Raw genomic sequence first — 22,680 nt, 5'->3', positions numbered from 1 at the left:
CCGTGAACTTAGAGGAAGCAAGGTCGCGGCTATCCGCTTATATTTTTCCTGGTCGTCGAGTGCAATCGATAGTAGCTCTTGCAGTTGTTCAGGGGTGAGCTGCCTCACTCACTCGGTTGTCAGGCGCAGCAGCCAGTCTTTCAAGTCGACGATACGCAAAGATTGGGGACGCGTCGTTGTCCCGATTACTAGCATGGGAACGAGTGAGTCCATTTCGTGCAGGGAACCGTGTGCAGCACCGCCGATATGGGTGGGGGAGTTTTCCGTTATAAGCTCATGGCCAGGCTGAACCGTAACGACTACATATCTGCCTTCATGCGAATTCATTGCGCCATAGAGCCTCGCTAAAACGTCCGGATATTTCCCATACGTGATCCGGTTCTTGTTGATGGTGATATCGAGCAGACGCGGATCACCACTGAAGGTCCATGCTTGACCGTATGGATCGGTATAGGAACCCTTTTGCTGAAAAGTAAATTGTCGGTTGACCGTGCCTGCTGTTACGATAATCTTGTTGCCTTCCTTCCGCGCAATGATGTCCAGCTTCGGTTCACGCTGCAAACGGTTAACAATATCGGGTAACGGAATACGCGGGTCCAGGGCATAAATATAAGCCATCCGTTCGTTGGTCGAGATCACGATTTGGTCAGTGGGGGTGAGGGGTCGACCGATTTTCGCGATCTGATAAGGGGTTAAAAAGTCGCGCAAATCGATGGTAGCGGCCTGGCGATCATCAAGAACAGCGCTCTGGGCACTGTCTCCCATGACGATCCATCGCGCTTCCTTGACTGCCTTGTCCCATGAACCAAAAGCATCAAGCACGGTTTGCAGGGCTTTATCTGCTTTTTCAATCCCTTCGATGGAAGCTGCTCCCTTCCTGTGCACCTCCATGTCATTTTCCGGGAAATACGCGATGGTAAGAGGGGGGAGCTTCTTGTTGGTGATGAGATAATTGATCTCCTGTGCGGAAAACTCATCATTCATCCCGTATTTTCGCCAAATGCGCTTTTCGCTTTTTTGATTCGGATCAAGCTGGGCAAATGCTGCATACGACAGCAGTTTTGGCCCGTTCACTTTCACCTCGCCTGGCAAGCGCGTACTGAATTCAACGAGACGGGGAATCTGCAAGGTGTGAGCTGTTTTGCCTCGCCATATAATACCATTGATCGAAGCGGTATCCTTGCCTTTTTCAGCCAGTTCTTCATGGATGGTTTTCGTATGCGGATTGAGCTGGACCAAATTCAATTGATGAAGGATATCTAGCAGAACCTGTGGCTGATCGATCTTCAGACCTTCTTTGGGCCCATACCCGTAATAAATCATTCGCTTTTCCTTGTTGCTGAACCAAGATAATCCCGGTACATAATGCTGATTGGCATACGTACCTGTAAGGAGGGTGCTGTCGATCGTTACCGACATGGTAGGAAAAGAACTCACAACCTGCGGGTAATAGCGCCCGTTTGCAAGCAAATAACCCAAAGCGGGAGCGCGGCCTTGCCGGATCGCTTCTTGCAATGGTTTGTCCATTAACGAATCAATGAGAATGAGCAGGACAGGTTTTTGCGATTCGTTTCTCTCAGCTAAGGGTTGAGCTTTAAGGCTTTGCTGACGGATTTGGGAAGCTGAGTCTGGCTTGCAGCTGATCACAGTCAGACTCAGCGCCAACAGGAGAAGGATGGCGTAAGTGAATCGCGACTTCATGTTTCCATTCCTTTCCGCGAAATCGTTTCCCCTATTTTTTGTTTTCGGGGAAAAATTATTCTCCAAGCCTGCCTCAATTACCCTTCTGGCAATAGATGAGAGATCTCTACAACCACTCCTTTTTCCAAAAACAAACGAGGAATGCGATTACTGAGGGTGGCAACGACTTCATAATTGATCGTTCCGAGCATTTCGGCAATCTCATCGACAGTAATCTCGTGGTTTCCTTGCTTGCCGTAAATCACGACTTCATCGCCTTGCTTTCCACTGCCTTCTCCCAAGCTGACCATCATCTGATCCATTGTCACTCGCCCTGCGATCGGCAACCGTCTGCCTCGATACAGAACAAATCCCCGGTTAGAAAGTGCGCGCGAATAACCGTCGGCATAACCAATGGGAACCGTCCCGATAACCTCTCCGTGCTTTGCTATGTATGTAGCCCCATAACTGATGGTATACGGTGGCGTCAGCATTGTCTTCACATAGGAGAAGCGCGATTTCAAGCTGAGTGCCGGAACGAGCTTGACACGATTGAGTTGTCGGATATAAGCGGATGGATACAGTCCGTACATGCCGATTCCGAGGCGGATCATATCGGCGCTGTATTCGGGAAAAGCAATGGTTGCAGCGGTGTTGCTCATGTGTACGGTCGGAAGCTCGAAGTCTTTTTCCTTCAGATAACGAAGATAATCAACAAATAGCTCGTGTTGCGCTTTGGTCAATGTGTGATCAGGTTCATCCGCAGTGGAAAAATGAGTGAAGATTCCGGTCCATGCAAGGGAAGAGCTGGATGTTAAGGCCTTCACGACTGCAAGCAACCCGGATTTTGTCCGTACGCCCAATCGTCCCATGCCCGTATCTACGTTGATATGGATGTTCAGACGATTGGAGAAAGAGGTTGCTTTGACAATTTTATCGGCTTTTTTGATCCAATCGGCCTGAAACGCGGACAACTCAATATTCCAGGCGACCGCCTCTTTGACACGTGAAAGAGGCGTGAATCCCAGCACGAGTATAGGTGCGGCAATTCCAGCCTTTCGTAAGACAATGCCTTCTTCCAGGATGGCGACAGCGAGGGAAGTAGCCCCGTACTCGAGGGCATGGCGTGCTACTCCGGCCGAACCATGGCCATAGGCATTTGCTTTTACAACCGCCATAATTTTCGTTTGTTCAGGAATATGCCGGCGTATTGCCCGAATGTTTTTCTTGACGGCATCGAGATTTACCTCGATCCAGGTTTCGCGAAACAACTGTTTCATCACGAATCCCTCCCTTTTTCTGGGGAACAATTCCCCTCTTCCATGCGTATTCACAGTATCTTCCACTTAAGCGTGGCCCATCAGGAAGAGATAACAAAAAGCAGACCATGTTTCTGGCTGGAAACGTAAAAAGAGCAGACTTCCGAGATACTCGGAGCCTGCCCTTTTCGTTGGGTGGGTGCTGATACGAACTTATTTTTTATTCGTTTGCTTACGCGTTGACTGGTTTGCCTTCATCCAGCAATTGACGCAGAACCGTTTGCAGGATACCACCATTGCGGTAGTAGTCTACGTCTACCATAGAATCGAGGCGCACGATTACTTCGAATTCGAAAGTGCTGCCGTCTTTCTTCGTTGCTTCAACTTTTACGCGTTGGCCAGGTTGAACATCATCGGAGAGGCCTACAATGCTGAAGGACTCAGTACCGTCGATGCCGAGGGACTTCCAGCTTTGGCCATCAGCGAATTGCAGAGGCAGAACGCCCATACCAACCAGGTTAGCACGGTGGATACGCTCGAAGCTCTCAGCGATAACCGCTTTGATACCCAAGAGGAATGTACCTTTTGCTGCCCAGTCACGGGAAGAACCAGTACCATACTCTTTACCAGCCAGTACAACGAGTGGAGTACCGTCTGCTTGATACTTCATGGAAGCATCGTAGATGGACATTACTTCGTCAGTTGGCAAGTATTTGGTTACGCCGCCCTCAGTGCCAGGAGCCACTTGGTTGCGGATACGGATGTTCGCAAATGTACCGCGCATCATTACATCGTGGCTACCACGACGAGCACCGTAGGAGTTGAAGTCTTTGCGCTCTACGCCGTTTGCTTGCAGATACAGACCTGCTGGGCTAGTTGGCGAGATGTTACCAGCTGGGGAGATATGGTCAGTTGTTACAGAATCACCGAAGAGTGCGATGGTGTTCGCTGCTTTGATGTCTGCGATTTTTGCAATTTCTCCAGCCAGGTTTTGGAAGAATGGCGGTTCTTGGATGTACGTGGATTTTTCATCCCACTCATACAGGTCGCCAGTAGGAACGTCGATTTTGTTCCAAGCTTCGTTTTGTGTGAACACTTGGCCGTACTCAGCGCGGAACAGAGCTGGATTCATAGCTTTGTCCATAGCAGCTGCGATCTCTTGTGGAGTTGGCCAGATGTCTTTCAAGAATACAGGTTGACCGTCTTTGCCAGTGCCGATTGGCTCTGTAGTCAGATCGATATTTACAGTACCTGCGAGTGCATAGGCGATAACCAATGGAGGAGAAGCGAGGTAGTTCGCTTTTACCTGTGCATGGATACGGCCTTCGAAGTTACGGTTACCGGAGAGTACCGCTGCAACTGTCAGATCTTCGTCAGCGATAGCTTTGCTGGTTTCCTCTGGCAATGGACCGGAGTTACCGATGCAAGTGGTGCAACCATAACCTACGACGTTGAATCCGATAGCATCCAAGGAGTCGATCAGACCAGCGTCTTTCAGGTATTGGGTAACTACGCGGGAACCTGGAGCCAGGGAGCTTTTTACGAAAGGAGGCTTTTTCAGGCCTTTTTCCACAGCTTTTTTCGCCAGGATACCTGCACCCAGCATTACGCTAGGATTTGATGTATTGGTACAGGAAGTGATCGCTGCGATAACAACCGAACCAGTTTTCAGCGTAGCTGTTTCACCGTTTGGATATGCAACTGGTGCGCTAGCTGCGATTTTCTCTTCGGAGAGACCAAATCCGCCTTTGTCGATCGGCGTCACGAGGCTGTTATTGAAGGATTCCTTCATAGCAGTCAGTTCTACGCGGTCTTGAGGACGTTTTGGACCAGCCAAGCTAGGTACGACAGTGGACAGATCCAGTTCCAATGTTTCGGAGAATACTGGGTCTGGAGTCTCGTCAGTACGGAAGAGGCCTTGTGCTTTGGTGTAAGTTTCAACCAAGGAGATCAGGTCTTCTTCACGACCGGTTTGACGCATGTAGTTGAGTGTCTCAGCATCTACTGGGAAGAAGCCCATTGTAGCGCCGTACTCAGGTGCCATGTTTGCTACGGTAGCGCGGTCAGCCAGCGAGATGTTGGACAGGCCTGGTCCGTAGAACTCCACGAATTTACCTACAACGCCTTTTTTACGCAGCATTTGCGTAACAGTCAGAGCAAGGTCGGTTGCAGTCGCACCAGCACTCAGGGTACCAGTCAGTTTGAAACCAACTACTTCTGGGGTTACGAAATACAGAGGTTGGCCAAGCATTCCTGCTTCTGCCTCGATACCACCAACACCCCATCCAAGAACACCAAGACCGTTGATCATAGTGGTGTGGGAGTCAGTACCTACGAGAGAGTCAGGGAAAGCAACCAGTTCTCCATCTACTTCGCGAGTAGCGATTACAGTTGCGAGGTACTCCAAGTTTACTTGGTGAACGATACCAGTAGCTGGAGGAACCGCACGGAAGTTGTCAAACGCAGTTTGTGCCCAACGCAGGAAGCGGTAGCGCTCTTGGTTGCGTTCGAATTCCAATTTCATGTTGTTGTCCAGAGCGGACGCGTTACCGAAATCGTCAACCATGACGGAGTGGTCGATAACGAGGTCAACTGGAACCAATGGGTTGATTCGTTTTGGATCTCCACCAGCGCGCTTCATAGCGATGCGCATCGCTGCCAAGTCAACTACAGCCGGTACACCGGTGAAGTCTTGCAGAACGATACGAGCTGGCATGAGCGGTACTTCTTGGTTTTCGTCGCGGCCTTTTGTCCAGGTCGCCAATTGTTGTACGTGTTCTTTCGTGATCGCGCGGCCGTCGAACTGACGTACAGCAGCCTCGAGTAGAACTTTAATGGAGAACGGCAGTTTGGAAACATCGCCCAATCCTTGTTCTTCCAACCCTTGCAGGCGATAGTAAGCAAAAGACTTGTCGCCTACTTGCAGGGAAGACTTTACTTTGTAAGCATCTTTGTTAGCCAATGTATACAACCTCCCTATAATAACTTGGAGTTTCATCTGGTGAAACGTTGTTTCGTTTCTTCATTACGAACCTATTATATACGATTTGTTTCCCGGCTTCTACCCCAAATTCATCATTTATATACAAAAATCACAGGTAAAGAAAATTGGATCAAGAACGTCTTCTTATTAGAAAGAACAAAATTGCACGCACTTCAATTATTATCTCGTTTATATTTCGTTTACATTCATGCAGTATCTTATCTCTTGCAAGTGAAAATGACGTGGAGGAAAAAGGGGAGAAATGAACGAATGGAACAAACGAATAGCGTAGCGAAATGGGGAAACTGGCGGCCTTTCTTTCGATTAATCATGGAAACAAAGCCATCCAAACTAAAAATCGGTGTCGCGTTGTTCATGAGCATCGCTACCACACTGGTTAGCTTAGTGATTCCGCTGTTTACGAAGGATTTGGTGGACAGCTTTTCCTTATCTACGATCACAACACCACAAATCATTCTCTTGATCGTTGCCTTTGTCGCGCAAGCCATTGCCGGAGGGCTGTCCATCTACTTATTAAATCATGTCGGCGAGAGTGTGGTAGCCTCACTCCGTGAACGACTCTGGAAAAAACTGCTCGTCCTGCCGATCTCCTATTATGATAACAACCGGACAGGTGAGACGATCAGTCGAATGACGAACGATACCGGCGTAGTGAAAAGTCTGATTAGTGATCAACTGTCCAACTTTTTCACAGGATTGATCACGATCGTTGGTTCTGTGGTGACTTTGCTCTACCTCGATTGGCAAATGACGTTAACCATGCTCGTTGCGGTACCGCTGTGCATCGGGATTCTCATTCCGCTTGGCAGTCAGATGTACAAAATTTCGAAAGGACTCCAAGACGAGACTGCTAGCTTTACGACAATTATGAATCAAGTGCTCCAAGAGATGCGGCTCGTCAAATCTTCCAATGCCGAAACCCGCGAACTGGGAATGGGAACAAAAGCAATCGGGAATCTGTTTCGATTCGGGCTGAGAGAAGGAAAAGTCCAAGCCGTCATTGGACCGTTAATGTCCTTTATCCTGATGGTGCTGCTCGTGGTTGTGATCGGCTATGGTGGCATGCGCGTATCCACGGGAGCATTGACAGCTGGTGAGCTGGTCGCGTTTATTTTGTATCTGGTGCAAATCGTCATACCGCTGGGACAATTCACACAGTTTTTCACCTCCTTGCAAAAAGCCATGGGGGCAACAGAGAGAATCATTGCGACTCTGGACGCCGAAGAGGAAGATCTTCTTGCAGGACGGACGCTTGAAAACGCAGGTCTGCCCATTCATGTGAACCATGTGAGCTTCGCGTATGAGAACGGGGAAACGATTCTCGATGATGTCAGCTTTACGATTGGGGCCGGAAAAGTAAATGCGATTGTCGGACCGAGCGGCAGCGGCAAGACCACGTTGTTTTCCCTAGTTGAAAGGTATTACCAGCCACTGACTGGAGAAATCAGGCTGGGCAATGATCCCATCACGGATTTTTCCTTGAAGTCATGGAGAAGTCAAATCGGCTACGTGTCCCAGGAAAGTCCATTGATCGCCGGAACCATTCGAGAAAATATTTGCTACGGGATTTCACGGACGATTAGCGAGGAGGAGCTGAAGGAGGCGGCAAAGATGGCCTATGCGGATCAATTTATAGAAGAATTGCCGAATGGCTATGAGACAGAAGTAGGGGAGCGAGGCATGAAGCTATCGGGTGGACAGCGCCAACGAATCGGGATTGCCCGTGCACTGCTTCGGGACCCGCAAATCTTGATGCTGGATGAAGCGACCTCTAGCTTGGACAGTAATTCGGAGATGATCGTCCAGAAGGCGTTGCAAAATTTGATGAAGGGACGTACCACCCTCGTGATTGCCCATCGCTTGTCGACGGTGGTGGAAGCAGATCAAATCATCTTTTTGGAAAAGGGAAAAATCACAGGTATGGGTACACATGAAGAGCTTTTTCAAACCCATGAGATGTACCGGGAATTGGCTAGTCAGCAATTGCTCGTAAAAGAGAGGGTGTAGAACGTGACCACAATTATGGTAGTCGACGACGATCCGCATATTCGCGAGCTCGTCAGCGTCTTCTTGCGCAATGAAGGCTTTACGATAGTGGAAGCCGCTGACGGACAGGAGGCACTGGACAAACTGGAGTCGGTTGCCGCACAACTGGTGATTCTTGACATCATGATGCCGAACATGGACGGCTGGGAGCTGTGTCGAAAGCTTCGCGAGTATTATGATTTTCCCTTGCTCATGCTGACTGCCAAGGGAGAGACATCGCAAAAAATCAAAGGCTTTGAGCTAGGGACAGACGATTATTTGGTGAAGCCGTTTGATCCGCAGGAGCTGGTCGTCCGGGTAAAAGCGCTGCTCAAGCGTTACCGGATTGCTGCTTCGCATCAGGTTCAAGCAGGAAGACTGCTGCTTGATCGTAAAACGTTTGCAGTCGCCAGCGGGACGAAAACCTGGACGATCCCACTAAAGGAGTTCGAGCTGTTGTTCAAACTGGCCAGCTATCCCGGGCAGACGATTTCCCGCGAGCAGCTGATCGAACAAATATGGGGCTATGATTTTGAGGGAAATGAGCGTACGGTAGACGTGCACATCAACCGATTGCGGGAGCGTTTTCCAGAAGCGATGTACGGCTTTTTGATCCGGACGGTCCGGGGACTTGGCTATCGTTTGGAGATTGTGGTATGAAACAGCGAAGGCCAGAACATTCCCTTGTTTTGCTGAAAAGAATCGTCGGGGTTGTGGCCTTATGTGCTGTATTTGCTCTGTGCGGGCTAGGTGCATATGGGATTACTACTCTCTTATATGGCTATATGGGCTTTCATCCCAATAATCTTGTAAAAACGTTGATCCATTCCGTTTTGAACTGCATGTTGTTTATTGGGGTAGGCATCATCATTTCTTTCTTCACTATGTCAAGGCATCGGGGCAGGTTTCAACCATTGATTGATGCGCTTAGACGGATTGCCATGGGGGATTTTCGGGTCAATCTCGATATCAAGCTGGCGCATGAATGGGGGGAGCTGGTGGACGGCATCAACCATGTGGCGGAACAATTAAATGAAATGGAGAAGCTGCGGCAGGAGTTCATCTCCAATGTTTCCCACGAAATCCAATCACCTTTGACGTCCATTAGCGGGTTTGCTCGCGCCCTGCATAATGAAAGACTTAGCCAAGAAGAGCGTAAACGTTACTTGGAGATTATTGAGTCGGAAAGCAAGCGGCTGTCCAAGATCAGCGACAACCTGCTTAAGCTCACTGCGCTAGAGGGCATCCAGCATGATTTAGAGCGGAAGCCATATCGGTTGGACACGCAACTGCGCGCACTCATCCTCGCATGCGAGCCGCAATGGATGGCGAAAGAGATTGATATGGACATAGACTTGGAAAAAGTCGAAATCGTCGCCGACGAGGATATGCTGAGTCAAGTCTGGACCAACTTACTTGGCAACAGCATCAAATTCACGGAGGCAGGCGGAAAAATTAGCGTAAAGCTGGAGACGGTAAACGGAGAAGTGCTCGTGAAAATAACCGATACGGGAATCGGGATATCCAAGGAAAATCAGGAGCGCATTTTCGAAAGATTTTTCAAGGCGGACCCATCGCGGAATCGAGCCAATTCGGGCAGTGGTCTGGGGCTGGCGATCGTGAAAAAAATAATGGATTTGCATCATGCCAAGATCGTCGTTGAGAGTGACGTAGGGAAAGGTACGACGTTTACGATTACATTTGTTCAAACGGCATAAAAAAGCTGCCCCTTCGTCTCGACGACGGTCTGGGACAGCTTATTTTCATTACGGGTTAACCAGTTACGCGCCGATATACTTGGCATGGAGCGAACGTGCCAGGCTGACGTCATCTGTGCCTTGCACGAGGACGCGACCATCTGGGAAAATGACGAGCGTGTAAGAATCGACTCGGAAACGCAGCAAAAACTTGTTTTGCTCAATTTGCCCCAAAGGTGAGAGTCTATCAGCCAATGCGTTCAGATCAAGTGTCATTGCAACGGCTGGCGAGATTTGTACGGTGTCTCGACCGCAAAGCGAAACGGCTTGTCCATCTTGGGTATCCGGCTGCAAAAATGAAAATTGCTTCTGCCCACATGTCGGACAATCGTCTCGGCGGGCATTGACCACCTTGATTTGCTGATGGCGATTATGCCAAATCTCAAAGTGCTCCAAATTCGGATTGAGTTCATCGGTTGCGCCTACTAACAGCTTGAATGCTTCTGTTGCCTGATAGGAGGCGACGATGTGAATGATCGGTCCGATGACGCCAGCCGTGTCACAGGTAGGCATCTCACCCGGGTTTGGCGCCTCAGGAAAAAGACAGCGCAAGCAAGGCGTGATTCCTGGGCGAATCGCGGTAAAGGTTCCGGTCGCACTCACAGCGCCACCGTACACCCACGGAATGCCATGCTTGACGCAAACATCGTTCACGAGGTATCTCACCTGAAAATTATCCGTCGCATCCAGAACGAGATCGACGTCTGCCAGCAATTCCTCCGCATTGTAAGCGGTGAGGTCTGCAACAATCGGTTCAATCGTGACAGCTGAGTTGATCTTTGTCAGCTTGGCGTGGGCTGCGATTGCTTTTGGCAAATGCTCGGCTGCATCGGATTCGTCGTAGAGCATTTGACGCTGCAGGTTGCTCGGCTCGACGAAGTCGCGGTCAATGATGCGGACAAAGCCTACTCCAGCACGGACCATATGATTGGAGAGAACAGTTCCGAGCGCCCCCATGCCGACGATCGCTACACGGCTTTGCCCAAGCTTCTCCTGTCCACTCCGCCCGATAGGATGAAACAATATCTGACGGGAATAGCGAGTATCCAAGGCGTTACTCCACCTTTCCTTCTGGCATCGCAAGCGGATTCCACGGTCCTTGCTGATGTCCCTTCCATTCGCTTCCATCTTCCCACATTTCTTTTTTCCAAATGGGAACGATCTGCTTGAGTCGCTCGATGGCATAACGGCCTGCTTCAAACGATTCGTTGCGATGGGCTGTTGCAACGGCACAAACAACCGCAATCTCTTCCACAGCCAAATTACCGATACGATGGTGCATCGCGACTTGCGCTCCTGGCCAGCGTTCCTCGATCTCAGCTGCGACCTGCTTCATTTTTTCAACAGCCATAGGGGCATACGCTTCATAGGACAAATACACCGTGCGTTGACCATGGGTAAATTCCCGAACAGTTCCGACAAAAGTAAGGATCGCCCCTGCATGCGGGTTGCTCACCAGACGAACGAGCTTGTCCGCAGAAATGGGCTCCTCGGTAATGGCGAAGCGGGGGTCTTCCTCTCCGCCGCTTACAGGAGGCAAGAGGGCAATCTCATCGTCGGCTGAAATAACCTGGTTTTTCGCCGCATATTCATGGTTGATGGAGACAAAGCAGCTGCCCAAAAGCGCAGAGAGCGCAGGATATTCTTTTTCCACTGCTTGCAGAAGATCGCTAACGGTCGCGCCTTCAGATAAGGTCAACTGTACTTCCCGGGCATTCGCGCGTTCAGCGAGTCCGGCAAATAACAAGATCGTAATGGTCAAGACAATTCCTCATTTCCCTGGATGATACTACTCTCTAGGCTAGACGATATCATAAACCAATCAAAGTTGCCAATGAATGGGGTGTGTCAATCAGGGGTTGTGATGCTAAGGGGCGAAGCCTTCCTGACTCAAATAAATCTGATCCGGGGGGAAGACACGTAATAGCCGATCATAGACGATTCGATAGGCGGAAGGGTCATACCATTGTTCCAGCCCAAGCTGTTCATAGAGAGCGGGAATTCCGTTTCTTTTCGTTCGTTTACCGCCGCTGCCATCTCCCATGTAAAAATCGTCGACACAGACACGGGTGACCAAGGGGCGCAAAATCTCCGGGAATGACTCACTGCTAGGCAAAACAGGGGCAATCGTTGCTTGTGTAGGAATACCTGCTTCCGCCAAGCGCTGGAGTGTTTTGAGCCGCGCTTGAATGGGGGGAGCTTGTGGGCTAAAGTGCCTGCGAATCTCCTCCAAATCGGTCTCGACGGTCATGCTGACGCGGACGCGATCACCCAGCAGGAGCAACAAATCGGCATCCCGCCAAACCAAGGGACTTCTCGTCTGCACCAGCAAAAAATCGGGTGGATTCTCTACCATGACTTCGAGTAAAGACCGCGTTACCTTTTCTGTTTGTTCGATGGGCTGGTACGGGTCTGTACTCGAAGACATGAAGATGGTCACCTTACCTTTTTTCTTAGCCCGCAAAAGCTCCTTGCGCAATAAATCGGCAGCTTGCTGCTTGATGTCAACCCACGTGCCCCATTGCTCGTTGCGAAACAAAGAGACAGGCATTTGCCGAACATAGCAATAGGAGCAGGCGAAGGAACAGCCCGTATATGGATTGAGCGAGTGGGTGTAATCCGCAAGAAATCCGCTTCCTTTATTGAGGAGGGTTTTCGGCATTTTATAGGAAAGGATGCTTTTCATATGGGGCGTTCCTCACTTTGCATCATGAAAAATAATTCCGAGGCTGTAGCGGGTTCCTGAGGTAATCGTGCTGACACCGTGGCGCAGCGTGTTTTTATAGTAGCCTCGCGTTCCCTGCACAGGACGGTAGGATGTCGGGAAAATCAGGCCAGCGCCTTGGTCCAAGGTTATCACATGTCCCCGGCTCTGCGCGCGCGGCCGTTGCTCCATCAGCAGAAATTCTCCGCCTTTGTAGTCCTTTTCCTTTTGATTCAAGGCAAAAACCACTTGAAATGGGAAGAATACGTCTCCGTACATATCCTGATGCATGCAATTATAGCCACCTGTCTCGTATTTCAAAATCAGTGGGGTAGAGCGCAGCTGGCCCTGATCGTGACATTGCGCCAAAAATTCAGGGAGGGTAGCAGGATAAATAGCTTCGCGACCAAGCATTTCCTGCCACCGATTCGCAGTCTGCGCAAGCATCGGATAAAAGCCTTCGCGAAGCTCCTGCAAAAGCGAGGGAAGGGGCTCCTGATAATAACGATACTCTCCTTCACCGAAACGGTACCGCGCCATCTGGATCGTATTGCGAAAAAGGTCGTCTTGTCCGTACGTAGCGATTAATTCTTCGCAATCATTCCCGCTTATTAAGGAAGGAAAAGCAGCATACCCTTGTCCGTCCAACTGCTGTTGCAGGGAATGCCAGTCAAGCGCAGCGATCCTCTCGGCAAGTGAATTAGCCATGCTTCACACCCCGATTCGTCTTTTTCTCCAGATCAAGCAGAGTTGTCTTCATGGGCAGTCCTCCACGATAGCCAGTCAGTGAACCGTTTTTACCGACGACGCGGTGGCAGGGGACTGTAATGAGAACTGGATTGGCACCGATTGCAGCACCGACAGCACGAACAGCAGCGGGCTTTTCAATGATGTTCGCAATGTCGGTGTACGATGCCGTTTGACCGTATGGGATTTGGCGCAGCGCCTCCCAGACAGCGAGCTGAAAAGGCGTTCCAGACAGGTCGCAATCCATAGAAAAATGCTCACGCGTTCCCTGCAAATACTCCATCAGTTCTGTTGCAAAAGGCTTTAGCCACGGATCGTCTTGCACCAGTGCACTTTGTGGGCGATGCTTTTCAACCCAGGCCTCCAATTCAGCAAAAGGCTGGTTAACCGAGCCGACATAACAAAGCCCGGCAGCGGTTGCAGCCAAAAAAATGTTCCAATCACCATGCGTAAGCATTGACCAGCGTACCGTCTGATCCTTCCTCGTTTCCATATCCATACGCCTCCTTTGAGCTGTGTACGCACAGTATACCTCCAGTACCTGTTCTTCGTACGTTTTTAGGAGTGGATGAGCAAGATAACGAAATAGTCTCATCTACATTCCCATTGCTTTTATCCAGCGGCGGGAGTAAGGTAGGAAGAGATAGAGGAGGAACGATGCTAGTATGACTGATCAATTAACACATTTTAATGAACAAAATCGAGCGCGGATGGTGGACGTATCTGAGAAGGACGTCACAAAACGGGTGGCTGTAGCCGAGAGCCAAATCAGCATGAAACCCGAAACACTCGCCCGAATCCGGGAAGGTCGAATCGAAAAGGGCGATGTACTCGCAGTTGCGCAGGTAGCAGGTGTCATGGCTGCCAAAAAAACGTGGGAAATCATCCCGATGTGTCATCCGCTGCCATTGACTGGCATCGACATACAATTTGCTTTTGTAGATGAAACGACGCTTGCGATTACAGGAACCGTGAAGACGACAGGGAAAACAGGCGTCGAGATGGAGGCGTTGACCGCTGTCAGCGTAGCGGCTTTGACGGTGTATGACATGTGCAAAGCCATGGATAAAGAAATGATAATCGGTCCGACCAGTCTGCAATCCAAAACAGGCGGAAAAAGCGGCGATTTCCATCGGGGAGAGAAGTAAGCCATGAGGCAAAAGTGGGAATCCTATCCGAGCAGCATTCGTCTATTGGCGATTGCTGCCGTCATTTTTTCTACCGGAATGGCATGTATTTGGCCGCTGGTCACGATTTATATTCATAACCATCTCGGAAAGCCGCTGACTGTAGCCGGCTTCTTGTTGCTTTTAAATCAAGGCGCATTCTTGATCGGGAGTATTGTTGGCGGGATGATGTTTGACCGCTGGGGCAAAATGCGCACCATCATTGTCGGTTCCATAGGTGTTATCCTGATTTCGCTCGGATTAGGTGTTACGCAGGATTTTACGATTTATGTTGTCTTGCTTCTGTTGAATGGACTTTTTTACGGATCACTTTCTCCTGTGATGAATGCACTGGCCGTCGTGTTATGGCCGGACGGAGGACGGAAAGGAATCAATCTGATTTATGTCTCCCTCAATGTGGGAGTTGCTGCCGGTTCTGCGTTGGGTGGCTTTTTGGCAAGTGTGTCATTTGCCTGGACGTTTTTCGGTAATGCCATCTCGCAAGTGATCGTCCTCGCCATGTTCATGCTCATTTTGCCGCGTCAGCTAAAAAAGGCGGAACAACAACGCCAAAACCCGACCGCTGGACAAAGCATGTCTGAAGAGGCAACTGGTGATGTGCCGCAACAACCACAGCAAGAGTCAAAGGTGGTATGGGGAGCCTTGCTGCTATTATGCGGGGGGCTATTAATTAGCTGGATTGTCTATGTACAATGGACGACGGTGCTGTCGACCTATATGCAATCCTTGGGTATTTCTCTTCGTCAATACAGTCTGCTGTGGACGCTGAACGGCGGTTTGATCCTGTTTGGTCAGCCATTGATTGCATGGGTCATTCGACGCTTTGCCCGTACGCTAAAAGCGCAAATGCTCTTGGGCGCTTATATTTTTGCCTTGTCGATGTTGATTTTGTCTCAGTCAACCGTTTATGCAGGCTTTGTAGCGGGAATGTTCATCATGACGCTGGGTGAAATGCTCGTGTGGCCAGCGGTGCCGGCAGTAGCTGCACAGTTTACGCCTGAGGGACGAGAGGGCTTTATCCAAGGACTGATTGCAGGGACTGGATCGGCTGGGCGAATGCTTGGACCATTGCTCGGCGCCTTCATCTTCCAATCAATTCACGCACAGGGGCTCTTGTTCGTGATGGCAGGCTTGTGTCTGTTGTCTGTTGCCTTCTTCGCCTTCCACACCTCTTTTCGAAAAAGAAGACATCAAGTGCCGGTACAGAATCAAGCATCTTGACACGGTTTACGTGCTCAAGTAGTATGATATAGACGAAAAAACAGTATATTCCGTGTGTTTCACTTATTCAGAGAGGTGGAGGGACTGGCCCTATGAAGCCCGGCAGCGGATCTGTTCCATGAGATGGACAGATGCTGTGCCAATTCCAGCAGGATTTTTTCCTGACAGATAAGGACGTGACCAAGCTGATCTCCCCCTTTTTCTGTATGGAAAAAGGGGGTTTTACTGTATTGGGCCCAAGAAAGGAATGGAAGAAAGATGCGCATTCAACCCTCCGACATGATTGATCGACTCCCTACCCAGTTTTTTGCGACCCTGGTGGCAAAAGTAAACAAGGTCATTGCGCAAGGCCATGACGTCATTAACCTGGGGCAGGGCAATCCCGATTTGCCGACACCGCCGCACATTATTGAAGAATTACAGGCGCAAGCGGCACAACCACTCCATCACAAATATCCGCCTTTTCAGGGACGCGTGGAACTGAAGCAGGCAGTGGCTCATTGGTATAAACAAGAATTCGATGTGGACCTCGATCCGGAGGAAGAAGTAGCGATTTTGTTCGGCAGCAAAACCGGACTCGTAGAGATTTGCCAAGTACTCATGAACGCAGGCGATGTCGCACTGGTTCCAGACCCTGGCTATCCGGATTATTGGTCGGGGGTTGCTGTTGTCAACGGACGGATGGTCATGATGCCGTTAAAGGCGGAAAATGACTTCTTGCCAGACTATAGCCAGCTGTCCCAAGCTGATTTGGATCGAGCGAAACTGATGTTTCTCAACTATCCGAACAATCCGACAGCAGTCAACGCACCACTGGAGTTTTATGAAGAAACCATTCGTTTTGCCCGAAAACATGAAATCGTCGTCTGCCACGACTTCGCCTATGGGGCGATCAGCTATGACGGGAAAAAGCCGGTCAGCTTCATGCAGGTTCCGGGTGCAAAAGAAGTGGGCGTAGAATTTTATACCTTGTCCAAAACGTACAACATGGCAGGCTGGCGTGTTGGTGCCATGGTAGGAAATCGCGAGCTGGTTCGCCTGATTAACCTCATTCAGGACCATTACTTCGTCAGTCTGTTCGGTGCAGTACAGATGGCGGCAGCCAAAGCGATGACGGATTCGCAGCAGTGCGTCCGCGATCTCGTCGCTGTCTACGAGAGCCGCCGCAATGCCTTGTACTCCAATCTCCATCGGATTGGTTGGCAAGCTCCGCCATCTCAAGGTTCTTTCTTTGCTTGGCTTCCTGTTCCAAGCGGCTTCACATCCGTGGAGTTCTCTGACCTGCTTTTGGAAAAAGCGCATGTCGTCGTAGCGCCAGGAAATGGCTTTGGCCCGACAGGTGAGGGCTATGTGCGAGCGGCTTTGTTATCAAATGAAGAGCGTCTCGCAGAAGCGGTTCAGCGGATTGAGCGGTTAGGGTTATTTACGAAAACAAAATAAAGGCGAGGCAAATTGGCCACACTACCATGCATATGGAGTGTGGCTTTTTCTTCTGGAATAAAAATCATTCTCATTATTGACAGATAATGATTTTCATTATACGATGTCATTGTTAATGATAATTAGTCTCAGCGAGAGCGGGAGGGTACCATGCGCTATCAGATTAACGGTTACACGGATATGTATACGGTGATCGCCAACGAGAGAAAAATCGGCGGAGCCATTGAAGCAGGCCAGATTCGCTTGCGGACGGGAGAAGTTTACGCCAATGCTGTTCTCACTCGTTTGGAAATGTCAGGTGCGCATTTTTGCTCGATCGGATTTGTTACAGAAGAAGGCAAAAGGCTGATTGTCCATGTGAATGATATCAGCATGATTGCTGATGCTCGTCACGTCAACGTATGTGAGCTGACGAATGAATGCATGAGAGTGGAGAAGTCCGCAGAGAGACTGAAGCGATTGAAGCGTCTCTGTGAACTGAATGAAGGCAGCTGTACGCCGACCTTCCAGGAAGAGGCATTGCTGCTGGCTAGCGATATCGGTATGGAAGAAGCGTCCGCGCATGTAGACCTCTCTTTCCTCCCACACACAGAGAAACCGCGTGTGTTCCGAATCGCCTAGGAAGATATAGCCCCTACATATGGACCCCTTTTCGTTTGATACGAAGAGGGGTTTTTTGCATGCAGGGTGTCAAGACTAACGATTGAACAACCGCTCGACATAGTCAAAACCTATCTACTTATAGCTAGCAAGGATTGGACTTACGCTATTGACAGTGATAAAACAAGGATAAGCAAAATCAAGGGGGAACGGAACATGGAGTACTCATTTTCAAAATCTGTGGAAGCACTATCCTCCTCGGCTGTCCGGGAAATCTTGAAGCTGACCCAAGGCAATCAAGTGCTCTCGCTCGCAGGTGGCCTGCCAGCAGAGGATTCTTTTCCAATCGCAGAGATGCGCGAAGCGTTCAACCGCGCATTCGAACAAGGAGCAAAAGCTCTTCAGTACGGATTGACTGATGGCTACCTGCCGCTTCGTGAGTGGATTGCATCCCGCATGAAGCAAAAGCATATGGACGTCGGTGCAGATAATATGATCATCACTACGGGCTCACAGCAAGCAGTAGACTTGTTGTGCCGTGTATATTTAGACGAAGGCGATGTCGTTCTCGTCGAAAACCCTACCTATTTGGCAGCCGTTCAGTTGTTTCAATTCCGGGGAATCAAAGCGATTCCCGTAGATGGTGATGCTAATGGGATGGATCTGGACGATCTGGCGAAAAAAATAGCCCAGTATCGCCCGAAAATGGTGTACGTCATTCCTACCTTTGCCAATCCGACAGGAAAGGTATGGAGCCTCGAGCGCCGTCTCGGTTTGCTTCGTCAATGTAAGGCACAAAACATTCTCATCCTGGAAGACGATCCATATGGAGAGATCCAATTCGATGGGGAAGCTCCGTACCGCTCGATTTTCTCACTGGATGAGCATCCGACCGATTCCTGTGTGGTGTACACCAGTACCTTCTCCAAAATTGTCGCGCCAGGCTTGCGTACCGGATGGGCGATCGGAGATACCCGCGTGATTCAGATGATGGTGAAGGCGAAGCAAGCAGTTGATTTGCAGTCGAGCACAATCGACCAGTACGCCCTATATGAGCTGTTGTCCCGCTTTGATCTGGAGCGCCACATTGAGAAAATCCGCGAGTCCTACAAGGCACGCATGGAATGGATGCATGAGCTCTTGGTTGCGCAAAACTGGGAGGGCGTACAGTGGGAAAAACCAAGAGGCGGAATGTTCCTCTGGGTGAATCTGCCTGAGCACGTCGATGCAGAAAAGCTGCTGGCCCGATCCGTACAGGAAGGCGTGGCATTCGTGCCAGGGAAGCCGTTTTATGCTGCCGAGCCGCAAGTCAATACGATGCGCTTGAACTATACGCTCTTGAACCGAGAGGATACGGAGCTTGCGATTTCACGACTGGGCAAAGCATTCCACGCCTACAGCGAATCTCTTGTGACAAATGTTTAATGGAAGCAAAAAGACAACCATTCTCATTGAGCTGGTTGTCTTTTTTATGCTTGTTTACAGGGAGAGGGAGAGCTCTCTTTGTGCCCGATCCAGCCATTCATTCACAAGCTCTGTAAACAGAAGCGGCTGCTCGATCTGCAAGTTGTGTCCGGCACAATCGAGAGCGGCAAAAGAAGAGCGGGGATAGCCTTCGATGATATCCCAAATATCGCGATAACCGACAGAATGATCTTGTTTGCCTACAACAAAAAGACTCGGATGCGGGAAGGGGGCGGTTTCCAAGGGGTAGGACACGCCATACGCTTGTCTGATTTTACTGAGGAAAGAAGGGTCAGACAGCATATAGCCGTCGATAATCTCTTTTTTATAGCGATTCCACGTATAATCGGTAGCGACTACCGCCATCGACTCAAACTCCGCACGTTCCGTCTCGCTTAGCTTCTCCCAGAGAGAAGGCTCCTTGACTAGGACGGGTTTATCCGGCAGTGTGCGCTTTTCTTTATCAGGAATGACGTTCGGGCAAATGAAAAGGGCGCCCTTCACTTGATCCCGGCGCTTCTCGATAACGGCTCGTGTAAGATATCCGCCGTATGATTCACCTGCAATGAAAAAGGGCTCTCCTGGAATAAGCCGATCAATGAAAGCGAGGACAATCTCCAGAATATCGTCTGTGGTGTGGATATGGTCGTAGTTTTCCGTTTGTCCCATTCCCGGCAGGTCTATGTAAAGTCGTCGGTATCCCGGACGTTTCTCAAAAACTGGTTCCAGACAGCCAGTCATGCAGCGGTGGTCAAGTGAAAAGCCGTGAATCATTACGACAGGAAAACCACTTCCGATCTCCTCATAATAAAGGTTGACGCCATTGACCTCACATCTCATAAAAAGCCCTCCAATGACATTTGTGTCAGAGTGTTTCGAAATTTCGGAGCGTACTTTCTAATTATAACTGAAACACACCCACAACGAGAATCGTCAATGGGTGTGCCAAAGGGCTTCTTATTCTTCGGTTTCTTCCAAGGTGCAAATGGCGCTTGGACGCTTGATGCGCAATACAACGCACTCATATACACGGAACAGACTGTTCATTTGCTCGTCTCCGAGGAATGCGGAGTCGAAGTCTTCTGCAATCGCCAGGTCGAGATTGTGGCGGCCAGTCGCTACCAATACGCCGGAGCGGCCTTTAATGGTAGGGGACTGGAAAACACCATCTGTAACGAGATTGCGAACGTGCTCGATCTCGAGCACGTTGGTGCCTTTGTGCACGCGATGCAAGAGAGAGTAGAGCTCAGGAGAAACAACCAGTGCATACGGACCGCTATGGCCCATTTTCAACAGCTTGTTGCGTGCTTCCACGATATCGGCAAACGCATTGCCAGATTCCATCCAATCGCTCTTCAGATGAGTGAGGCGGCCTTTTACGTTCATCAGACCAGGAAGGTCGAATTCCGCAGCACCGTTGAAGATCAGATCGTCTTCCATCAGTGCACCACCAGCAGCTGCGTTGGCAGCCGCGCTCATGTCCAAAGGCATGCCCAGTGTGCGTGCTTGGGCAACATCGCGCCAGTAGAGCATGAAATCCTTGTACAGGATCGGAATCGTCATGCTGACACGGCGGCTAGGCTGTGTCATTTCCAGTGATTCTCCACGAAGGGAGAGACCGCCAAAACGAGATTCCTCATATACATCGTTGGTAATGGTTTGGATGCCTTCACCCAATGGTCCATAAATATCGATAAAACGACGTCCTACCAGCTGGCGGCGAGCCATGTCAACGACAGTTGCGTCCAGTTGGTTCCATTCTTCGGTCGTCAAGGGAGAGTCTGGGTATTTACGAAGCTTGTCCATAGTGTAACCTCCATGTTATTTCGGATTTCCGATTCTTTACATTCCTTTCAAGCTGCCAACTGTCAGTCCTTTTTTGCCAGAAAGGGCAGGGGCGGAATGCTTGATCACGGAAGCAACACCGTGAGGAGCGGAAGCCGAGGCTTTCAAATGATCGACCTGGTGAATGTCGTGCCCCTCATCGTGATCAGTGAGATCAGGATGAGCTGCATCAGAGAAGCGTTGGCTTATGTTCGCCATGATCTCTTTGACTGTCAAATAGTCTGTATGCGTCTTTTCACGCATGCCATCCAGGAGCTGACGTGTCTCGTCATCCTTGAATTCATACAAAGAGAGCTCCAGATGCTCGCGGAAATTGTGCAGTCCAAAACGCTCCAGATTCACATCGGACAGCATTTGCGAGAGGTCGCGATCACTTAGCTGATCCAGGCTTTTTCCTGCTGACAGCTTCTCCAGGTAGGGAACCAATTCCTGCAAGCGTCCCATGCGCTGTTCTTCTTCTTCCAAAATATGATGGTAGTAAAGACGAGTATGCTCGTCCGTTGCCGCGTCGATAATCGGCTGGATAACGCCCATGAAGCTGTTGATATAACCTCTGGTGCGATCAAAAATGGCGTGCAGCTGTGTAATTTCTTGCACCCTACGCCACCTCCTCATTCACAATCTATTTTTTCATTATACCGTTGGAAAAAACACCCGGGCAACACCTATGTACATTTTCCTATGATTACGAAGAATATGGTGTGGTGCAATTTGGAAAAGGGGGCATGAACGTTAGAGCCCTGCGGCTTTGTCTATCGGCGTCGTTTTTAGTTTTGTTTTTTGACAAAAAAGTTATCATGGAGAGTATTGTCAAAGCCAATTGGGAATGATAATATTTATCAATAAGAGTGATATTCATTATCAATTAGCATTCTAAGAAGAAAACATAAATCCTACATTCACCTAAATTTAAGGAGGTAACAAGTTATGTCATCCATTTTAGTAATAGGCGGAGATCGCCTGGGCAATATTATCGAATTTTTGCAAGGTCAAGGCTTCAAGGATATTCACCATGTAACTGGACGGAAAAGCTCGCAAACCGGGGTGAAAATTCCAGCTGGTATCCACATGATTCTGGTGTTGACTGATTTCGTCAATCACAACTTGGCCAAAACTGTGAAAAACCAAGCCAAAGATCGCGAGCTGCCCATCGTTTTCTGCAAGCGTTCATGTTCTGCTATTGCCAAAGCTTTTGATCTCACTGCGTAAATACATACTCTCCAGATCGGGCAGACTACGATCGTGAGTCTGACACCAACGGAGGAATGACGCATGGAACAGAATCGTTTGGGTGAACTGCCTATCGCACAGCTTACGGCCGCTCAGCTGCAACAATTAAAACAGGCAGAAGAACAAATCAACACAGAAGGTCCAAATGTATATCTTATTGCACTAGAGAAGCAATCCCCGTCCTCCTAGACGGGGTTTTTTTATTGAATCTTTGCTTCTCACTTAAATACGTACTGCTCAAGTTGCATTTTGAGTGCGTCAATTCCGATGGCGAAGCCCAAGCATTGGCTGGATTGAATGATGAATGCATTGAGACCAACGACTTCCCCATTCAAATTAATGAGTGGACCTCCACTATTTCCTGGGTTAATCGCAGCATCCGTCTGAAAAATTTCTTCGTACATTCGCTTCGCAACCTGTAGGCGGCGGTTTTTGGCACTGATGATTCCCGCTGTCACAGAATTTTCCAAACCAAGTGGGGAACCATCTGTCGCCATACAGACAAAATAAGAGGAAA

The 22,680-nt window shown here is 49.5% G+C and carries 22 protein-coding genes and 1 riboswitch; of the genes, 10 read left to right on the top strand and 12 right to left on the bottom strand.

Translation table 11 applies throughout. The annotated features are described in order from the left end of the window. Positions 1-108 precede the first annotated feature (108 nt). The 3 genes from C7R94_RS25880 to acnA all read right to left on the bottom strand — a co-directional run bounded on the left by C7R94_RS25880 (position 109) and on the right by acnA (position 5,901). Positions 109-1,701, bottom strand: coding sequence for an alkaline phosphatase family protein (locus tag C7R94_RS25880; protein ID WP_106785520.1), 1,593 nt, complete (start codon positions 1,699-1,701; stop codon positions 109-111). Positions 1,702-1,778: 77 nt separating this feature from the next. Beyond that, entirely contained in the window at positions 1,779-2,960 is a 1,182-nt protein-coding gene (alr, locus tag C7R94_RS25875) for an alanine racemase (RefSeq protein ID WP_106785519.1), read from the bottom strand. A gap of 211 nt (positions 2,961-3,171) precedes the next feature. Next, positions 3,172-5,901: an aconitate hydratase AcnA gene (gene acnA, locus C7R94_RS25870; RefSeq protein WP_047071873.1), complete on the bottom strand. Its 2,730-nt coding sequence runs from the start codon at positions 5,899-5,901 to the stop codon at positions 3,172-3,174. Positions 5,902-6,192: 291 nt separating this feature from the next. Here acnA and C7R94_RS25865 point away from each other — a divergent pair, with 291 nt between their 5' ends. The 3 genes from C7R94_RS25865 to C7R94_RS25855 are packed head-to-tail and all read left to right on the top strand — an operon-like array spanning position 6,193 to position 9,686. Beyond that, positions 6,193-7,950 carry an ABC transporter ATP-binding protein gene (locus C7R94_RS25865; RefSeq protein WP_106785518.1) on the top strand — a complete coding sequence of 586 codons (1,758 nt, stop codon included), beginning with the start codon at positions 6,193-6,195 and terminating at the stop codon, positions 7,948-7,950. A gap of 3 nt (positions 7,951-7,953) precedes the next feature. After that, on the top strand, positions 7,954-8,628 hold the full coding sequence (locus C7R94_RS25860; protein ID WP_106785517.1) for a response regulator transcription factor: 675 nt from the start codon (positions 7,954-7,956) through the stop codon (positions 8,626-8,628). Beyond that, positions 8,625-9,686 carry a sensor histidine kinase gene (locus C7R94_RS25855; protein WP_106785516.1) on the top strand — a complete coding sequence of 354 codons (1,062 nt, stop codon included), beginning with the start codon at positions 8,625-8,627 and terminating at the stop codon, positions 9,684-9,686. Before C7R94_RS25860 ends, C7R94_RS25855 begins: the two co-directional genes overlap by 4 nt. Positions 9,687-9,749: 63 nt before the next feature. Here C7R94_RS25855 and C7R94_RS25850 read toward each other — a convergent pair whose 3' ends face one another. From C7R94_RS25850 to C7R94_RS25830, 5 genes are all read right to left on the bottom strand, one after another. After that, positions 9,750-10,775 carry a ThiF family adenylyltransferase gene (locus tag C7R94_RS25850; protein WP_106785515.1) on the bottom strand — a complete coding sequence of 342 codons (1,026 nt, stop codon included), beginning with the start codon at positions 10,773-10,775 and terminating at the stop codon, positions 9,750-9,752. A gap of 4 nt (positions 10,776-10,779) precedes the next feature. Then, positions 10,780-11,487 carry a molybdenum cofactor biosynthesis protein gene (locus C7R94_RS25845; protein ID WP_047071883.1) on the bottom strand — a complete coding sequence of 236 codons (708 nt, stop codon included), beginning with the start codon at positions 11,485-11,487 and terminating at the stop codon, positions 10,780-10,782. 105 nt (positions 11,488-11,592) lie between these two features. Further along, positions 11,593-12,411 carry an SPL family radical SAM protein gene (locus C7R94_RS25840; protein WP_047071884.1) on the bottom strand — a complete coding sequence of 273 codons (819 nt, stop codon included), beginning with the start codon at positions 12,409-12,411 and terminating at the stop codon, positions 11,593-11,595. A gap of 12 nt (positions 12,412-12,423) precedes the next feature. Continuing rightward, on the bottom strand, positions 12,424-13,137 hold the full coding sequence (locus C7R94_RS25835) for a 2OG-Fe(II) oxygenase (RefSeq protein ID WP_106785514.1): 714 nt from the start codon (positions 13,135-13,137) through the stop codon (positions 12,424-12,426). Next, a complete protein-coding gene (locus C7R94_RS25830; RefSeq protein WP_106785513.1) occupies positions 13,130-13,669 on the bottom strand; it encodes a methylated-DNA--[protein]-cysteine S-methyltransferase in 540 nt (179 codons plus the stop codon). Before C7R94_RS25830 ends, C7R94_RS25835 begins: the two co-directional genes overlap by 8 nt. A 172-nt stretch (positions 13,670-13,841) precedes the next feature. On the opposite strand from C7R94_RS25830, the gene moaC reads away from it, so the two are divergent. The 5 genes from moaC (at position 13,842) to C7R94_RS25805 (ending at position 19,049) form a co-directional block, all read left to right on the top strand. Then, entirely contained in the window at positions 13,842-14,324 is a 483-nt protein-coding gene (gene moaC, locus C7R94_RS25825) for a cyclic pyranopterin monophosphate synthase MoaC (protein ID WP_047071888.1), read from the top strand. 3 nt (positions 14,325-14,327) lie between these two features. After that, positions 14,328-15,584, top strand: a complete 1,257-nt coding sequence (locus C7R94_RS25820) for an MFS transporter (protein WP_047071889.1) — start codon at positions 14,328-14,330, stop codon at positions 15,582-15,584. Between the two features lie 60 nt (positions 15,585-15,644). Continuing rightward, positions 15,645-15,759: riboswitch (SAM riboswitch) on the top strand. Between the two features lie 83 nt (positions 15,760-15,842). Beyond that, complete coding sequence (locus C7R94_RS25815) at positions 15,843-17,024, top strand: pyridoxal phosphate-dependent aminotransferase (protein ID WP_047071891.1); 1,182 nt, start codon at positions 15,843-15,845, stop codon at positions 17,022-17,024. A 150-nt stretch (positions 17,025-17,174) separates the two neighbouring features. Further along, on the top strand, positions 17,175-17,645 hold the full coding sequence (locus C7R94_RS25810; RefSeq protein ID WP_047071893.1) for a hypothetical protein: 471 nt from the start codon (positions 17,175-17,177) through the stop codon (positions 17,643-17,645). Between the two features lie 195 nt (positions 17,646-17,840). Then, entirely contained in the window at positions 17,841-19,049 is a 1,209-nt protein-coding gene (locus C7R94_RS25805; protein WP_047071895.1) for an aminotransferase-like domain-containing protein, read from the top strand. Positions 19,050-19,103: 54 nt separating this feature from the next. Here the strand turns inward: C7R94_RS25805 and C7R94_RS25800 are convergent, their stop codons facing one another. From C7R94_RS25800 to C7R94_RS25790, 3 genes are all read right to left on the bottom strand, one after another. Then, complete coding sequence (locus C7R94_RS25800; RefSeq protein WP_106785512.1) at positions 19,104-19,928, bottom strand: alpha/beta fold hydrolase; 825 nt, start codon at positions 19,926-19,928, stop codon at positions 19,104-19,106. A gap of 117 nt (positions 19,929-20,045) precedes the next feature. Beyond that, positions 20,046-20,894: a family 1 encapsulin nanocompartment shell protein gene (locus C7R94_RS25795; RefSeq protein WP_007721249.1), complete on the bottom strand. Its 849-nt coding sequence runs from the start codon at positions 20,892-20,894 to the stop codon at positions 20,046-20,048. Between the two features lie 36 nt (positions 20,895-20,930). Then, positions 20,931-21,530 (bottom strand): IMEF encapsulin system ferritin-like cargo protein, encoded by a 600-nt coding sequence (locus C7R94_RS25790; RefSeq protein WP_106785511.1) that lies wholly within the window; start codon positions 21,528-21,530, stop codon positions 20,931-20,933. 330 nt (positions 21,531-21,860) lie between these two features. Between C7R94_RS25790 and C7R94_RS25785 the strand changes: the two genes are divergently transcribed. Beyond that, positions 21,861-22,142: a DUF2325 domain-containing protein gene (locus tag C7R94_RS25785; RefSeq protein ID WP_007721245.1), complete on the top strand. Its 282-nt coding sequence runs from the start codon at positions 21,861-21,863 to the stop codon at positions 22,140-22,142. A 63-nt stretch (positions 22,143-22,205) separates the two neighbouring features. Next, positions 22,206-22,352: a hypothetical protein gene (locus C7R94_RS30430; RefSeq protein ID WP_162837758.1), complete on the top strand. Its 147-nt coding sequence runs from the start codon at positions 22,206-22,208 to the stop codon at positions 22,350-22,352. Positions 22,353-22,381: 29 nt separating this feature from the next. On the opposite strand, the gene C7R94_RS25780 is transcribed toward C7R94_RS30430, so the two are convergent. After that, the gene (locus C7R94_RS25780; RefSeq protein ID WP_047071901.1) at positions 22,382-22,660 is read right to left on the bottom strand and encodes a S1C family serine protease; all 279 of its coding nucleotides are present in this window, start codon (positions 22,658-22,660) and stop codon (positions 22,382-22,384) included. Positions 22,661-22,680: the final 20 nt, after the last annotated feature.

The sequence above is a fragment of the Brevibacillus sp. NRRL NRS-603 genome, assembly GCF_003013445.1.
In the GTDB taxonomy this organism is placed as follows: Bacteria; Bacillota; Bacilli; order Brevibacillales; family Brevibacillaceae; genus Brevibacillus; species Brevibacillus formosus.
This window is presented reverse-complemented; position numbering and strand designations above follow the sequence as displayed.